This is a genomic window from Streptomyces sp. NPDC046727 (assembly GCF_040645635.1).
Lineage (GTDB): Bacteria > Actinomycetota > Actinomycetes > Streptomycetales > Streptomycetaceae > Streptomyces.
In genome coordinates this window covers 1-15,226 of sequence record NZ_JBEYYR010000005.1, presented here as the reverse complement: position 1 = coordinate 15,226, position 15,226 = coordinate 1, and the positions used below count along the sequence as shown (strand labels likewise).

Annotated in this window: 10 protein-coding genes; all 10 read left to right on the top strand. The window is 72.4% G+C overall.

Going from position 1 to position 15,226, the window contains the following annotated elements; all coding sequences use genetic code 11:
* Positions 1-89 precede the first annotated feature (89 nt).
* The 10 genes from ABZ937_RS07685 (at position 90) to ABZ937_RS07640 (ending at position 15,103) form a co-directional block, all read left to right on the top strand.
* Positions 90-956, top strand: coding sequence for a helix-turn-helix transcriptional regulator (locus ABZ937_RS07685; protein ID WP_361687095.1), 867 nt, complete (start codon positions 90-92; stop codon positions 954-956).
* Positions 957-1,758: 802 nt separating this feature from the next.
* Positions 1,759-3,756: an AMP-binding protein gene (locus tag ABZ937_RS07680; protein ID WP_361687092.1), complete on the top strand. Its 1,998-nt coding sequence runs from the start codon at positions 1,759-1,761 to the stop codon at positions 3,754-3,756.
* A gap of 76 nt (positions 3,757-3,832) precedes the next feature.
* On the top strand, positions 3,833-4,714 hold the full coding sequence (locus ABZ937_RS07675; RefSeq protein ID WP_361687089.1) for a diiron oxygenase: 882 nt from the start codon (positions 3,833-3,835) through the stop codon (positions 4,712-4,714).
* On the top strand, positions 4,714-4,980 hold the full coding sequence (locus ABZ937_RS07670) for an acyl carrier protein (RefSeq protein WP_361687086.1): 267 nt from the start codon (positions 4,714-4,716) through the stop codon (positions 4,978-4,980). Before ABZ937_RS07675 ends, ABZ937_RS07670 begins: the two co-directional genes overlap by 1 nt.
* Positions 4,973-5,794, top strand: a complete 822-nt coding sequence (locus tag ABZ937_RS07665; RefSeq protein ID WP_361687084.1) for an aminoacyl--tRNA ligase-related protein — start codon at positions 4,973-4,975, stop codon at positions 5,792-5,794. Before ABZ937_RS07670 ends, ABZ937_RS07665 begins: the two co-directional genes overlap by 8 nt.
* The gene (locus ABZ937_RS07660) at positions 5,791-11,145 is read left to right on the top strand and encodes an amino acid adenylation domain-containing protein (protein WP_361687081.1); all 5,355 of its coding nucleotides are present in this window, start codon (positions 5,791-5,793) and stop codon (positions 11,143-11,145) included. The genes ABZ937_RS07665 and ABZ937_RS07660 overlap by 4 nt, the downstream gene beginning before the upstream one ends.
* Positions 11,142-12,071 carry a DMT family transporter gene (locus ABZ937_RS07655; protein WP_361687078.1) on the top strand — a complete coding sequence of 310 codons (930 nt, stop codon included), beginning with the start codon at positions 11,142-11,144 and terminating at the stop codon, positions 12,069-12,071. Before ABZ937_RS07660 ends, ABZ937_RS07655 begins: the two co-directional genes overlap by 4 nt.
* Before the next feature lie 7 nt (positions 12,072-12,078).
* The gene (locus ABZ937_RS07650) at positions 12,079-12,840 is read left to right on the top strand and encodes a 4'-phosphopantetheinyl transferase superfamily protein (protein ID WP_361687075.1); all 762 of its coding nucleotides are present in this window, start codon (positions 12,079-12,081) and stop codon (positions 12,838-12,840) included.
* Positions 12,837-13,892, top strand: coding sequence for a methyltransferase (locus ABZ937_RS07645; RefSeq protein ID WP_361687072.1), 1,056 nt, complete (start codon positions 12,837-12,839; stop codon positions 13,890-13,892). Before ABZ937_RS07650 ends, ABZ937_RS07645 begins: the two co-directional genes overlap by 4 nt.
* Entirely contained in the window at positions 13,889-15,103 is a 1,215-nt protein-coding gene (locus ABZ937_RS07640) for a M20 family metallopeptidase (protein WP_361687069.1), read from the top strand. The genes ABZ937_RS07645 and ABZ937_RS07640 overlap by 4 nt, the downstream gene beginning before the upstream one ends.
* The last annotated feature ends 123 nt before the right edge of the window (positions 15,104-15,226 follow it).

Genomic DNA, 15,226 nt, shown 5'->3' with positions numbered 1-15,226 from the left:
CGCCGCGCGCGCCCGGCGTGGCAGTGCCCCGGCGTTCCTGGGAGTGACAGGGCCAGGCACCGCCGGCCGGGCGGCCGTACGGTGGGGCCATGGACGGATCGAACCCGCTCGGGGAGTTCCTGCGAGCCCGACGGGCGCTGGTACGGCCCGAGGACGTGGGCCTGCCCAGCAGCGGCCTGCGCCGGGTGCCGGGCCTGCGCCGCGAGGAGGTCGCGACGCTGGCCGGCATCAGCTCCGACTACTACCTGCGCCTGGAGCAGGGCCGGGACCGCAACCCCTCCGTGCAGGTCCTGGAGGCCGTCGCCCGAGTCCTGCGCCTCGACGCCGACGCCACCGCCCACCTCGTCGGCCTCGCCCAGGAGCGGCCCACCGCGGGCGGACACCGCACACGACAGGTACCGGCGAGCCTGCTGCAGCTCATCGACGGCTGGCCCCGCAACCCCGCCTACGTCCAGAACCGCTACTACGACTGCCTGGCCGCCAACGACCTGGCCACCGCGCTCACCCCGAACTTCCGGCCCGGCGTCAATCTGCTCCGGGCCGTCTTCCTCGACCCGGCGGAGCGCGAGCTGCGCCGCGACTGGGAGGACCTGACGTCGGAGGCTGTGGCCGCTCTGCGATCCGAGGCCGGAGCGAATACGGACGATCCGCGGCTACGGGACCTGGTCGGCGAGCTGTCCCTGCGCAGCGAACGCTTCCGCACCCTGTGGGCCCGGCACGAGGTGCGGCCCCGCCGCGGCCGGGTGAGCCACCTGACCCACCCGCAGGTCGGCGAACTCGACCTGCAGTCGACCAAGTTGTCCGTGGACGGCACAGACGGGCTCAACATGGTCGTCTTCCACGCCGAGCCCGGCAGCCGCAGCTCCGAACTGCTCGACATTCTCGGCAGCCTGGCAGCGCCCCGAAGCGGGACGGCCCGGCGGGGCGGCGCGCATGAACGGATCGAGGACCAGTAGGCCCCGCTCCCCTCAGAGCAGTGCCGGCATCGCCGAGCGCAGCGCCTTCTGCCAGGAGCTGTAGACGAGCGGGCAGCGGGTGCCGGCCGTGTCCATTCGGACTGCTCCGGGTACGGCCGACCCGCGGCGTCGAGCACGCGGTCCACCGTCCCCAGGAGCGCAGCCTGAGGTCGATGGGGTTGACGGCGGCGGCGCGGACCCGGATGCGGACCTGACCCGGACCGGGCTGCGGCGTTGGGACGTCGGGAGGTCGGAACGTCGGACAGGGTCAGCACGTCGGGCGCGCCGTACTCGGACCCCTCGGGCGTCACGCCGGCGGCCCGGCAGCGCGCCGAACACGTGGACACGGCGTGAGCGGACACGCGAACCGCCCCCGGCCGAGACCGAAACCCTGGGGGTTTCTGCCACGTTTCGGACATGATCCGGACACCTGCCCGAGGCAGGGAGCGCATCGCGCGCGCGTCAGGCGGGGCGGTACGGCGATGGGGCCGGGTCAGCAGGGGCGCCCGTGTCTGCGGAGCGCCCCGCTCCCCCGGCCTGCGGAAACGGTCCTCCCGCGCACCCTGCCCCCCGTCAGCCGCTCCGGTGCCCGGCGCGGCCCCCCGCGCTGCACGGAGAAACACTCCGGCAATGTTTAACCATGATCTATCAACCGGCCCCGGTGGCAGAATATCGGCGACCGTCGTTCCCATGCTCCTACCACCGGATTGACGCGGCCTGGACCTGGTTTTAGTGTTGCCCACCGTGCGACCAGCAGGTAGCTGAACGAAACGGTCTTATCGCGTCCGGAGGGGCGGTCAGTATGCCCGCAATCTCGTCGCCCGCACCCCGTACTCTCGTGCATATCCTTCGGGACAGAGCATTAGAAATGCCCGATGCCGTCGCATACGTTTTTCTCGCCGACGGCGAGGACGACGAACGGAAGATCAGCTATCGGGAACTGTATGCGGCAGCCGCCGACGTGGCGGGTGCGCTGGGGGCACGGCACGAGCGGGGCGAGCGGGCGCTGCTCCTCTTCCCTCCGGGCCTCGACTACATCACCGCGTTCTTCGGCTGCCTGCTCGCGGGCATCGTGGCCGTACCGGCCTATCCGCCGCAGGACGCGCGTAGCCTCGGCCGGCTGGACGCCATCATCGCCGACGCGGGGGCGAGCATCGCCCTGACCACGAAGGATCTGTTGCCGATCGCCCGGTCGGCGCTGGACGCCCCGCTGGCGTGGATCGCGACCGACGCGCTGGAGTCCGATGCCGGGCGCGCGGTCGCGCCGATCGCGGGCGGGTCCCGTCCGGTCGCCGCGACGCCGGAAGACCTCGCCTTCCTCCAGTACACCTCCGGCTCGACGCGGCTTCCGCGCGGCGTCATGCTGACGCATGCGAACCTCACGCACAATCTGGAGGCCATCTATCAGGCGTTTGCCGGGACCGCCCACGACGTCATGGTCAGCTGGCTTCCTCCATATCACGACATGGGGCTTATCGGCGCGATACTGGAGCCTCTTCACGGCGGATTCCCGGGCATTCTCATGTCCCCTCTACACTTTCTCCAGAAACCCTACCGCTGGCTGAAAGCCATCTCTGTACACCGGGGCACGATCAGTCCATCCCCGAATTTCGGATACGAACTGTGCCTGCGAAAGATCGACGACGAGCAGCGGGCCTCGCTCGATCTGGTTTCCTGGCGTGCGGCCGTGAACGGCGCGGAGCCGGTCCGGATGGAGACGATCGAGCGATTCACGGAACGGTTCGCGGACGTCGGCTTCGATCCCGCTGCCTTCCGGCCCAGCTACGGCCTGGCGGAGGCCACGCTGCTGGTGACCGCCGACCCGGTCGGCGAGAGCGTGCGCCGCTTCCCGGTCGACGGCGTGCCCAGGATCGCCTGCGGCACCGCCCGGGGTGACCAGTCCGTCGTCGTGGTGGACTCCGCCACCCTCGCGCCGGCCGGGGCCGGGCAGGTCGGCGAGATCTGGGTGTCGGGGCCCAGCGTCTCCGCGGGCTACTGGGGCCGCCCCGCCGAGAGTACGGCGCTGTTCGGCGCCACCCTGCCGGACGGCCGTGGCCCCTACCTGCGCACCGGCGATCTGGGCGCACTGGACGAGTCGGGCGCGCTGGCCGTCACGGGCCGGCTGAAGGACCTGCTCATCCTGCGTGGCCGCAACGTGTATCCGCACGACGTGGAGGACGCCGCCGAGCGGAGCCACCCCGCCCTGCGGCCCGGGTGCGGTGCGGCCTTCACCGTGCCCGTGGACGGCGAGGAGCGGCTGGTCCTGGTGTGCGAGGTCGCGGACGGCGCGGAACCGGAAGCCGTCGCGCTCGCCGCCCGCCGCGCGGTGCGTGAGGAGTGCGAGGCCGACCTGCACGAACTGGTGCTCATCCCGGCCCGCACGATCCCCAAGACGTCCAGCGGGAAGATCCAGCGCCGCGCGACGCGGGAGGCGTATCTGTCCGCGGCCCTGTCACGGATCGGCGGCTGGCGGCCCGAGGGTGCGGCGGCTCCCGGCGCACAGGCCGCCGCTCCCCCTCGTACACCACTGGAATCCCTGATCGCCGGCATCTGGGCGGAGCTGCTCGGGCAGCCCGAAGTCGGGATCCACGACGACTTCTTCGCCTCCGGCGCGCAGTCCCTGCTCCTCTCGCAGCTCGCCGTACGCATCGAGGCGGAGCTGCCGGTGCGCGTCACGGCCGGCGACCTCTTCCAGGCGTCGACGGTCGCGAAGCTGGCCGAACTGCTGGAGAGCAGACCGCTCACCGTCGACGACGAGCAGGTCGCCGGCCTGATCGCACGGAGCGACAACAACGGCTGAACAGCGCGAGCACCGAAGGCCTTCGACCGAAGGACCTCACCGTTCCTGACGCACGCTGATCCCGGCAGGGGGGCACATGGACACGACGGACGTGGTGGACACGCTGGACCATCTGGTCGCCGACTCGACCGACCACCACTACAGCCCCTACACGCGGTTCGACTGGGCCGACGAGCTGGCCGAGGAGCAGTGGTGGATGACACCCGACCTGCTCACCGTGGCGGGCACCCGGCACGCGCGGGAGCTGGACGAGAAGCTGCTCATGCGGCTGAGCAAGTGGGAGAGCGTCAACTTCTTCAGCCTCAACATCCATGGCATACGTGAGCTGCTGATCGAGGTGACCCGGCGCATCCACACCCGGGGCTTCGAGCTGCCCTCCGAGTTCTTCCACCGCTTCCTGGGCGAGGAGAACGGGCACATGTGGTTCTTCGCCCAGTTCTGCCGGCGCTACGGCGGCAAGATCTACCCGGACAGGTCGCTTCCGGTCGCCACGGCGGAGGAGGACGCCGCCGTCGCCCACTTCCTCGTGTTCGCCCGCATCCTGATCTTCGAGGAGCTGGTCGACCACTTCAACATCAGGATGGGACGCGACACCACGCTGCACCCCCTGATCAGGGAGGTGAACCAGGTCCACCACGACGACGAGTGGCGGCACATCGTCATGGGCCGCAAGCTCGTGGGACTCCTGTACGAACCGCTGCGGGAGCGCGGCGACCGGGAGCTGCGCGAACGCCTCGACCTCTACCTGCGGCGCTACATCACCGCGAGCGTGCAGTCGCTCTACAACCCCACGGTGTACCGGGACGCGGGGATTCCCGAGGCGTTCGCCTTCCGTGAGGAACTGCTGCGGGATCCGGCGCGTGTCGCCTACCACGAGACGTTCTTCAGGCGCGTCATCCGGTTCCTGACGAGCCAGGAGATCATCTCCGAGTCTCCGCTCCAGGGGGCGGCGGCCTGATGGGGACGGACGTGATCGAGCAGGTGCGGACGTGGCTGCTGGCGCGCAATCCGGAGGTCACGGCCATCGGCTGGGACGAGGACCTCATCGACAGCCGCCTCGTCGATTCCCTCGATTTCCCCCAGCTGCTGCTCCTCCTGGAGGAGCTGGCCGGCCACGAGCTGGAGCTGACCGCGCAGAACGTCGTCGGATTCCGGACCCTGCGCGGCATACGGGACACCGTTCTGGCGGACACCGCCGGCGCTGACGCGGTGAGCCATGAGTGATCTCTACACGGCGCGCGGCGGACTCGTCGCCCTCGGCCCGGAACTCGTCCGCCTCATGGAGCTGCTGGACGAGCGCTTCCAGGCCTGGGCCCGGGAGTGCGGCGCCACGCCGATGCTCTTCCCGGCGGTCATCGGCACCGCGGACCTGGCCGCCATCGGCTACTTCGACAACTTCCCCCAACTCGCCCTGATGACAGCCCCGTTGAAGCTGCCGGCGGAGAAGCCGGCCGGGAGCGCGGCGGTGCCGTCCGACCGGCTCGGCGCGAGCGAGTACGGGCTGGCCTCAGCGGCCTGCTACCAGGTGTACCTGCACCACCGGTCCGTCACGCTCGCCGGTCCCCGGTATGTGACCACCGTCGCCAAGTGCTTCCGCAACGAGGACCACTACGACGGGCTGCGGCGGCTGCACGGCTTCACCATGCGGGAGATCGTGTGCCTGGGGCCCCGCGAGGCCGTCCTGGACCATCTGGCCCGGTTCCGGCCGAGGGTCGTGGAGTTCGCGGACCGGCTCGGGCTCGGACTGAAGGTTCAGCCGGCGTCGGACCCCTTCTTCGAGAAGAGCGGCGGGCGGGCACTGCTGGCGCAGCTCTTCCCGGTCAAGGAGGAGTTCGTCCACGCGGGCGACCTGGCCATCGGATCCCTGAACTTCCACCGCAACTTCTTCGGGGAGCGCTGCGACATCTCCCTGGCCGACGGCGGACCGGCCTACACCGGATGTGTCGCCTTCGGCCTGGAACGGTGGATCGCCGCCCTCCTGGAGACGCACGCGAGCATCGACGACATCTTCGAGCGGGTGGCGGAGGCGGCTGCGTGAGCGATCTCCTGGGGCGTCTGGCGGAGTTGTCCGGGCCGGAGCGCGCGCAGTTCATGGCCCGGTTGCGGCAGCGCCCGGCCGCGCAGCACACCGATCCCACCATCGCCTCCGACGCCCAGCAGCGGCTGTGGCTGCTGCAGCGCCTCGATCCGGGCAGCCCGGCCCACCACCTCTCCGCCGCCCTGCACCTCGCGGGCCCGCTCGACGCCGAGGCGCTGCGCTCCGCCCTGACCGAGATCTCCGCACGGCACGAGTCGCTGCGTACCGCCTTCCGCGAGCAGCACGGGCGTCCGGTACGGCATGTCATCGCGCCCCGGCCCGTCGAGCTTCCCCTGGTGGACCTGGCCGACCTGCCGCCGCCGGAGCGGGAGCGCCGGGCGCGCGCCCTGCACGCGGAGAGCGGGAAACACCCGTTCGAGCTGGACCTGGCCCCACTGGCCCGCTTCACGCTCTACCGGTTGTCGGCCGAGCGGCATGTGCTGACGGTCGTAGCGCATCACCTGGTCTGCGACGGCTGGTCGATGGGCGTGTTCACCGAGGAACTCGGCGCGCTGTACGAGGCCTTCTCCCAGGGACGTCCGTCCCCGCTGCCGTCTCCGGCCGCCCTGCCGGCCGGTGAGCGACGCCACGGCGACGGCGAGCGGGACCGGGCGGTCGCCTACTGGCGCGGCGAACTGTCCGGCGACCTTCCCGTCCTCGACCTCCCCGCCGACCGCCCGCGGCCCGCCTCGGAAGGGTTCCAGGGCGCCCGGCACGGCTTCCGGATTCCCGCCGGCCTCCACCGGGAGGTGCGCGCGGCGGCCGGCCGTGACCGTTCCACCGTCTACGGCCTGCTGCTCGCCGCGTACGCCGTCACCCTGCACCGGATCACCGGCGGGCTGGACTTCGTCGTCGGCGCCCCCGTCGACGAGCGGCAGGGCGCCGCCGAGCAGGGGCTGATCGGCTTCTTCGTGAACACGCTGCCGCTGCGGTTGCGACTGCGGCCGGGCGAGACGTACGCGGAGACGGCCCGGCGTGCCGGCGAGGCGGTCAGCGGCGCCCTGACCCACGGCATCCCGTTCGGGGACATCGTGCGGGAGACGAACCCGCCCCGGCTCCCCGGCCGGACGGTGCTGCGGCAGACCGCGTTCTCGCTCCAGCCCGCCGTCACCGGCGGCCGGCGCGCGGGGCGGCTGACGGTCACACCGGCCGCTCCGGACGACTTCGACCTCGGCGTCTCTCCGCTCGACCTCAGCCTGCACCTGCGCGAGCAGGACGGTGAGCTGCTCGGCTGCTTCGAGTACCGCACCGACCTGTTCGACGCCGGCACCGTCGCCCGGTGGGCCGCGGACTTCCAGGAAGTCGTCCGCCAGGCCGTCCGCACGCCGGAAGCGACCGCCGTGACCGGTCGGACGGAAGCACCCGACACCAACCTGACAGACAGTCAACTCGCGCTCTGGTTCGGCAAGAAGACGGCCGGTGACGTCCGGCTGTACTACGAGAACGTCACCGCCCTCTACAGCATCCCCGCACCGCTCGACCACGACCGCTTCCAGCGTGCCTTCCAGAAGCTGGTGGACCACAGCGACGCGCTGCGCAGCACCTTCCACGAGGTGGACGGCGTCCCGCTGCGCCGGGTGGCCGAGACCGTCCCGGCGCCGCTGGAGCCGGTGGATCTCACCGGCGAGCCCGACCCCCACGAGGCCGCCCGGCAGTGGGCGCGCCGACGCAGCGGGGCAGGACTGGACGCGGCACGGTCCGTCTTCGACTCCGCCCTGCTCAGGCTGAGCGACACCGAATCCGCCTGGTACCTGAACGTGGACCACCTGGTCTGTGACGCCTGGTCGATGTCCCTGTTCCTGCGCACCCTGTCCGAGTACTACGACCTGGACCGGCAGGGAAGCCTGGACGGGGCCGCGCCCCTCCCGCCGTTCCAGGCGTACGTCGACCGCGAACGGTCGTCGGCCGGCTCGGGGCGCCGGAGCCGGGCCGAACGCCACTGGCGCGAGAAGCTGGCCGAACCGGTCGAAAGGCTGGCGTTCTACGGCAGGGAAGACGACGTGGCGGGCACCACCCGCACCGCCCGGCTCACCGTCGAACTCGGTGCCGAACGCAGCGCCCGCATAGCGGAGTTCGCCCGTGCGGAGGGCCACACCTCCCCCGCCGTCGCGTTCGGCACCGCGCTCTTCGCCTACCTCCATCGCGTGGGCGGCGGTGAACTCCTGCGCGTGGGCACGCCGTTCGCCAACCGGCCCGCCGAGTTCCGCGGCACGGCCGGCCTGTTCATGAACGTGCTCCCGCTGCACCTGCGGGTCACCGGCGACCTCCCGCTGCGGCTCCTCGCCCGGGAGACGCAGCGGTCCTTCCTCGAAGCGGCCCGCTACCAGGACCATGTTCCCCGGCACCGTGGCGGCGCCCGCCTCTACGACGTCTACCTCAACTATCAGAACGCGGTCTTCGAAGGCTTCGGCGGCCCGGTCGGCTTCGACCTCATCGACACCGGACACTCCCCCGACCGGCTCACCCTCCAGGTCCGTGAGCTGCGCCGGGACCCCACCGCCCCACCGCGCTTCGTGCTCGACTTCGACTTCAACACCGCCTGCTTCGACGAAACCCAGCGGGAGCGCACCACCGGGCACTACCTCGCCCTGCTCGACGCCCTGCTGACACGGCCCGACGAAGCGGTCTCGGTCCCGCGGATGCTGTCGGACGAGGAGCTGAAGCAGCTCGACTCCTGGAACGACACGGCCCGGTCCTACGACCTCGGTATCCCGCTGCACGCGCACGTCGAGCGCCAGGCCCGCCGTACCCCCGACGCGACCGCGCTCGTGTTCGAGGACCGCTCCCTCACGTACGCCGAGCTGGACGCGGCGGCCGGCCGGCTGGCCCGGCGTATCCGCCGCGCCGTCGGGGACGAGCGATTCGAGCCCGGCGCCACGGTGGGCGTGCACATGGAGCGCTCCCCGGAGCTGGTCGTCGGCCTGCTCGCGGTCCTCAAGGCCGGCGGCGCCTATCTCCCGCTCGACCCGGCCACCCCGGCGGAGCGCATGGCGTTCATGCTCTCCGACGCCGCTGCCGTACTGGTGCTCACCACCGGGTCTCCGGACGGCCTCCCGGGCGACGTGCCGGTCCTGCGGGTCGACATGACCGAGGCGGAGGAGACGGCGGGCGCGGGCCCCGACGTGCCGGTGGCGCCCGGTCAACTGGCCTACCTCATCTACACATCGGGCTCCACGGGCACCCCCAAGTGCGTGACGCTCACCCACCGGGGGATCTGCAATCGCCTCCTGTGGATGCAGGACGCCTACGGTCTCACCGCCGACGACGCGGTCCTGCAGAAGACCCCCTTCACGTTCGACGTGTCCGTGTGGGAGTTCTTCTGGCCGCTGATGACGGGGGCGCGTCTCGTCCTGGCACGCCCCGGCGGCCACCGGGACCCGGGCTACCTGGCCGAGGTGATCCGCCGCGAGGCCGTGACGACCGTGCACTTCGTCCCCTCCATGCTGCGGGTCTTCCTCACCGACCCGGCGGTCTCCCGGTGCGGCTCGCTGCGCCGGGTGATCGCCAGCGGCGAGGCGCTGCCGCCGGACCTCGTCCAGCGGTTCTTCCGGGTCTTCCCGCCGCCCGCCGTCGAGTTGCACAACCTGTACGGCCCGACCGAGGCCTCCGTCGACGTCTCGGCGTGGCGGTGCCGGCCGGAGGACGCCGCGGGCTCCGTGCCCATCGGCCGCCCGGTGGCCAACACCACGCTCGACGTGCTGGACGCCCGGCTGGCGCCGCTGCCCCTCGGCGTCGTGGGTGAGCTGCACATCGGCGGAGTGCAGCTCGCGACCGGATACCGGGGCCGCGACGAACTCACCGCCGAGCGGTTCGTGCCCGATCCGCGCCGGCCCGGCGGCCGGCTCTACCGGACCGGCGATCTGGTACGCCAGCGTCCCGACGGCGCCTTCGAGTTCGTCGGCCGTGCCGACGGCCAGGTCAAGCTGCGCGGCTACCGCATCGAACTCGGCGAGATCGAGGCACGGCTGGCCGCCCACCCGGCCGTGCGGGCCGCCGCGGTACGGCTCACGGAGGAACGCCTGGTGGCGTACGTCGTCCCGGCCGACGGCGCCGAGCCGCCCGGGCCGCGGGAGCTGCGCGGCTTCCTGGAGCGCTCCCTGCCGGACCACATGGTGCCGCCGGTCTTCGTCCCGCTGGCCGCCCTGCCCGTCACCGCCAACGGCAAGCTCGACCGCGCGGCCCTGCCGGCGCCCGGCCCGGCGTCCCCGCCGACCGCCCCGGCCCGCTCGGCACGGACCGCGCTCCAGCGCACCGTCGCCGGTCTGTGGGCCGAGCTGCTCGGGTGTGACGCGGACACGATCGGACTGGACGACGACTTCTTCGAGCTGGGCGGTCACTCACTGCTCGCGGCGCGGCTCATGGCGGCGGTGACCCGCCGTTTCGGGGTGCGACTGCCGCTCACCGCGCTGTTCGAGGCGCCCACGGTGGCCCGGTTCGCCGAGCTGGTCTCGGCCGGGTCCGAGCACTCGCCGCTCCTCTCGCTCCGCGCGCCGGTCACGCCCGCGCCGCTCTTCCTGCTGCATCCCGCGGGCGGCGACGTCATGGCGTACCGGCAGCTGGTCACGCTGCTGCCCGTCGGGCGGGAGGTGCTGGGCATCCGGTCCCGTGCCCTGTCCGGCGAGGCCGAGGCGGAGAGCCTCGCCGCGATGGCCGCCCAGTACGTGGACGTCGTCCGGGAGCGCCGGCCGGCCGGCCCGTACCATCTCGCGGGCTGGTCCATGGGCGGTGCCCTGGCGGTCGAGGTGGCCGCCGGTCTTGAGGCGGCGGGCGAGCGGGTCGCGCTGGTCGCGCTGCTCGACTCCGCCGTCCCCGGCGAGGGCGCGCCCGACCCGCTGCTCGCCCCGGCCGTCGCCCTGGCGGACTCCCTGCCCGAACTCGGCGTCACCGCCGAGGACACGGCGGCACTCCGCGACCGGCTGCGCGGACTGCCGCTGGAGGAACGGCTGAAGCTGCTGATCACCTGGGCCGAGGAGCGCGGCTCGCGCGTGCTCCCCGCCGAGGCCCTGCTCCGGCAGGCGGAACTGGCCGAACGGCATGAGCGCCTGGTGCTCGCCCACCGACCGTCGGTCGTCGACGCCCCGCTCACGCTCTGGTGGGCCCGCGACCAGCTCCGGGATCCGCTCCGTGACCACCGCGCCTCCTGGGCACGGCAGACCCGGGGCGGTGTCCGGGAGGAGGCGACGCTCCCCGGAAACCACTTCACCCTGCTGCGCCCGCCCCACGTCGCCCAGGTCGCACGGCGGCTCGCGGCGGCCCTGGACACCTCTGAGCGAACCGTCCCCGTAGACCGACAAGGAAGTGAACATCCGTGACCTCTGCGCAGCCCAATCAGGGGACCGCCGCACCGGATTCGCCGCAGGCTCCCACCCCGTCCTCGGGCACGCCACCCCTCGCCGTCGCGGCCGGGCTGCTGACCGTCTTCCTGTGGGCGTCCGCGTTCATCGGCATCCGCGCGGCCGGCAAGGACCTCGATCCCGGCGCGCTGACCCTGGCGCGCCTGTTCATCGGCGCGGTGCTGCTGGGCGCGGTCGTCCTCGTCCGCAGGGTTCCGCTGCCGCCCCGCTCCGACCTGCCGCGGCTCTTCCTGTGCGGCCTGCTGTGGTTCGGCGTCTACAACGTCGCGCTCAACGCCGCCGAGCAGCGCATCGACGCGGGCACCACGTCGATGATCATCAGTCTGGGCCCGGTGCTGATCGCCGTACTCGCCGGCTTTCTGCTCAAGGAGGGCTTCCCGCGTCCGCTGGTCGTCGGCGGTGTCGTCGCCCTCGTCGGTGTGCTGCTGATCGGCCTCGCGACCTCCAGCAAGGGCCTGGAGGCCGGGACGGGCAGTGCGCTGGCACTGCTGGCCGCCGCCGCGTACGCGGGGGGCGTCGTCACGGAGAAGCCGCTGCTGGGCAACAGCTCGGCCCTCGTGATCACGTGGCTGGCCTGTGTCGTCGGTGCCGTGCTGTGCCTGCCGTTCCTGCCCCAGCTGATCGACAACCTCTCGCACGCGAGCGGCAAGGCGATCGGCTGGACGCTGTACCTCGGGGTCTTCCCCACCTCGGTCGCCTTCACCACCTGGGGGTACGCGCTGGCCCGCTCCACGGCGGGGAAAATGGGCGCGCTCACGTACCTCTCGCCGCCGATCGCGGTGACCCTGGCCTGGCTGATCCTCGACGAGACGCCGCCGTGGCTGGCGGTGGCCGGCGGTGCGCTGTCGCTCGCCGGTGTCGTCTACAGCCAGCGCAAGAAGTGAGGGGCGCGTGCCGACGGCCCTGACCGTCGCGGTCGCCGGGACGGACGAGCTCCTGGCCCTGCCGGGCCTGGACGCGGCGGTCCTGACGGCCGCGGAGCGGCGTCGCCTCACCGCCGTACGCTCCGAGCGGGCGCGGGCGGACTTCGTCGCGGCGCGCGTCCTGGCCCGGCTGTGCGTGGCCCGGCGGACCGGTGGTGCGGCCCGGGACGTCGTGCTGGAGCAGCGGTGCCCGGTCTGCGCGGGCCCGCACGGCCGGCCGCGGGTCAGGGGCGTGCGCTGCGGGGTCAGCTTCTCGTACGCGGACGGGGTGGTGGCGGCCGCGGCCGCCGATCGCCCCGTCGGCATCGACATCGAGCGGCTGCCCGGCGCAGGCGGTGCGCCCGTCCCCGACCTCGGCCGGTCGGGGCACTTCCTGACCCGCGGCGAGATCGACCGCATCCGCGGGTCCCCCGCTCCCCGTTCGGCGTTCCTGCGCCTCTGGGTACGGAAGGAGGCGCTGGTCAAGCTGACCGCACAGGGCCTGCCCGCCATGGCGGGCGTGGACCTCTCGGACCTGCCGCCGCACCCCGCCGGCCGGGACCGGCCGCACCGGCTCGGCCATCGACTCCTGTACGACCTGCCCGACGTGCCGTCCGACGTGCTCGGCGCGGTCGCCGTCACCGTCTCCGACGCCCCGGCCGGCCCTGGTTCCACAGCCGCCTGCGGCCTGCAGTCGCTCACCATCGACGACCTGATGGACCCCCTCTCATCCCAGGGAGAAGAACCATGACCGAGGTACAGTCCCAGCCGGCGAGCGTCGTCCCGGACGCCCTGACCACCGTGCTGCTCGGGCACAACGCCTTCCAGTTCACCCGCGCCGGAGTCGAACTCGGCCTCTTCGACCTGCTGGAGCGCAGCCCCGGTACCCGCCGGGAGCGGATCGGCGCCGAACTGGGGCTCGCGGAACGTTCCCTGGACATCCTGCTGCTCGGCGTGACCTCGCTGCGGCTGGTCGAGCGCACCGAGGAGGGGTACGTCAACGCGAAGTCGATCTCCGACCTGTTCACGGGCGGGCACTGGGAACTCGTCAAGGCCGTCATCGGGTTCGAGGCGTACGTCACCTACCCGGGCCTCGTCGACTTCACCGAGTCCCTGCGGGCCAACAGCAACATCGGGCTGCGGCGCTACCCGGGCGAGGGCGCCACGGTCTATCACCGGCTCAGCGAGGACCCCGAACTGCTCAAGGTCTTCTACCACTTCATGGGCACCTGGTCGGCCGTCGCCGGCAAGCACCTCATCAAGTACGGCGACTTCAGCTCCGCCCGGCGCATCCTCGACGTCGGCGGCGGGGACGCGACGATGGCCATCGCGGTGGCCGGTGCCCACCCCGACGTCGAGGTCACGGTCCTGGAGATCCCGAAGGTGGTCGACCTCGCCCGCAAGCGGGTCGAGGAGGCGGGGCTCAGCGACCGCGTCAAGGTCGTCGAGGGCGACATCTTCGCGGGCGACTACCCCGAGGGGCACGACACCGTGATGTTCGTGCACCAGCTGCAGATCTGGCCGCAGGACCGCATCCGCGTGCTGCTGGGCCACGCCCACGCCGTGCTGCCGGAAGGCGGCCGGGTGCTGATCCTGAACTCCATGTCGGAGGACGACTACGACGGTCCGCTGATGGCCGCCCTGGCCAGCCCCTTCTTCGCGGCGGTCGCGGGCGAGGGCGGGATGCTCTACTCCTGGGAGGGCTACGAGAAGTCGCTGAAGGAAGTCGGGTTCGACCAGGTGCGGCGCACCCGCTGCACCGAGGCCATCACCCCGCACGGCATCATCACGGCGGTCAAGTGACCGGCCGGCCGCTCGACCCCGGCCTGGTGGAGGACCTCGTACGGCTGCGTGAGGACCTCCACCGGGAGCCGGAACTCGGACTGGACCTCCCGCGGACGCAGGCCAAGGTGCTCGCGGCGCTCGACGGGCTGCCCCTGGAGATCACGACCGGCCGCGGCCTGTCCTCCGTCACCGCGGTGCTGCGCGGCGGGAACACCGACGCGGGAGACGGCGACCGTCCCGTCGTACTGCTGCGCGCCGACATGGACGCGCTGCCGCTGACAGAGGCGAGCGGTGTCCCGTACGCCTCCAAGATCGAGGGCCGGATGCACGCCTGCGGGCACGACCTGCACACGGCCATGCTGGTCGGCGCGGCCCGGCTGCTCGCCCGGGACCGGGACGGACTGCGCGGCGACGTGCTCTTCATGTTCCAGCCGGGAGAGGAGGGACACCACGGTGCGCGGCTGATGATCGAGGAGGGGGTGCTGGACGCGGCCGGACGGCGCCCGGTCGCGGCGTACGCGGTGCACGTGGCCTCCTCGATGCTGCCGGCCGGCTGGCTGCTGACCCGCAAGGGGCCCCTGCTGGCGGGCGGCGATGTCCTGCACGTGACCGTCCGGGGCCGGGGCGGCCACGACTCCCAGCCCCATCTGCTCAGGGACCCGGTGCCGGCCGCGTGCGAGATGACGCTGGCGCTGCAGACGTACGCGAGCCGGGGCTTCGACCCCTTCGACCCGGTGCTGCTCTCGGTCGGGAGCATCCACGCGGGGACCTCGGCCAACATCATCCCGGACGAAGCGGAGTTGAAGATCGGCATCCGGACTTTCGGGCCGGGCGCCAAGGCCGAGGTCATCGACGGGGTGACCCGGGTCCTGGAGGGCGTCGCCGCCGCCCACGGGGTCACGGTGTCGGTGGACCACTCCATGGACTACCCGGTCACGGTCGTCGACCCGGCCGAGGCGGACTTCGCGGCCGGCACGGTCGAGAAGGTGCTGGGGCCGGGCCGGCTCATCTGGGCCCCGAACACGCTGAGCCCTTCGGAGGACTTCTCCTTCGTGCTGGGCGAGGTGCCGGGGGCCATGCTGTTCCTGGGCGCCTGCCCGCCCGACCGGGACCCGGGGACGGCGAGCTTCAACCACAGCCCCGACGCGGTCTTCGGCAACGAGGTGCTCGGCGACGGCGCCAGGATCCTGGCCTCGCTGGCCGAGGACCGGCTGGCCTCGGCCGGCTGAGGGGACCCGGAACACTGTGGTGGCTCGGCGCCCGGAACGATGCTGCGCAGCACCCAGGTGTCCCCGCCGTCGGTCGACACGTAGACCGGGGCGAGCGGCCCGCCCATCGGGTCGGGAGTGAAC

What these genes read in the sequence shown, in the direction of transcription:
- ABZ937_RS07685 (WP_361687095.1), top strand. Translation starts at nt 90, where the DNA reads ATGGACGGATCGAACCCGCTCGGGGAGTTCCTGCGAGCCCGACGGGCG.
- ABZ937_RS07680 (WP_361687092.1), top strand. Translation starts at nt 1,759, where the DNA reads ATGCCCGCAATCTCGTCGCCCGCACCCCGTACTCTCGTGCATATCCTT.
- ABZ937_RS07675 (WP_361687089.1), top strand. Translation starts at nt 3,833, where the DNA reads ATGGACACGACGGACGTGGTGGACACGCTGGACCATCTGGTCGCCGAC.
- ABZ937_RS07670 (WP_361687086.1), top strand. Translation starts at nt 4,714, where the DNA reads ATGGGGACGGACGTGATCGAGCAGGTGCGGACGTGGCTGCTGGCGCGC.
- ABZ937_RS07665 (WP_361687084.1), top strand. Translation starts at nt 4,973, where the DNA reads ATGAGTGATCTCTACACGGCGCGCGGCGGACTCGTCGCCCTCGGCCCG.
- ABZ937_RS07645 (WP_361687072.1), top strand. Translation starts at nt 12,837, where the DNA reads ATGACCGAGGTACAGTCCCAGCCGGCGAGCGTCGTCCCGGACGCCCTG.